Raw genomic sequence first — 202 nt, forward strand, 5'->3', positions numbered from 1 at the left:
GCTGGTGCCGTGGTATCCACTGTCACGATCAACGAAGACGAGGCCGTTGAGGTATTGCCTGCGGCATCGGTCGCTTTGGCGGTCAGGGTATGAGCGCCATTCGCTAACGTCAATGTGGTGATTGACCAGTTGCCACTACCATCGGCGGTCGTGCTGCCCAGAACCGTCGTGCCATCGGTATCGTACAGCGTGACGGTGCTGT

Annotated in this window: 1 protein-coding gene; it reads right to left on the reverse strand. The window is 58.9% G+C overall.

Annotation, left to right across the window (positions count from 1 at the left end):
• Window positions 1-202 (reverse strand): Ig-like domain-containing protein (locus ACOSVP_RS18635; protein ID WP_487348980.1); only part of this gene is annotated, 202 nt, incomplete at both ends.

The sequence above is a fragment of the Marinomonas sp. HM11-D genome (assembly GCF_057626615.1).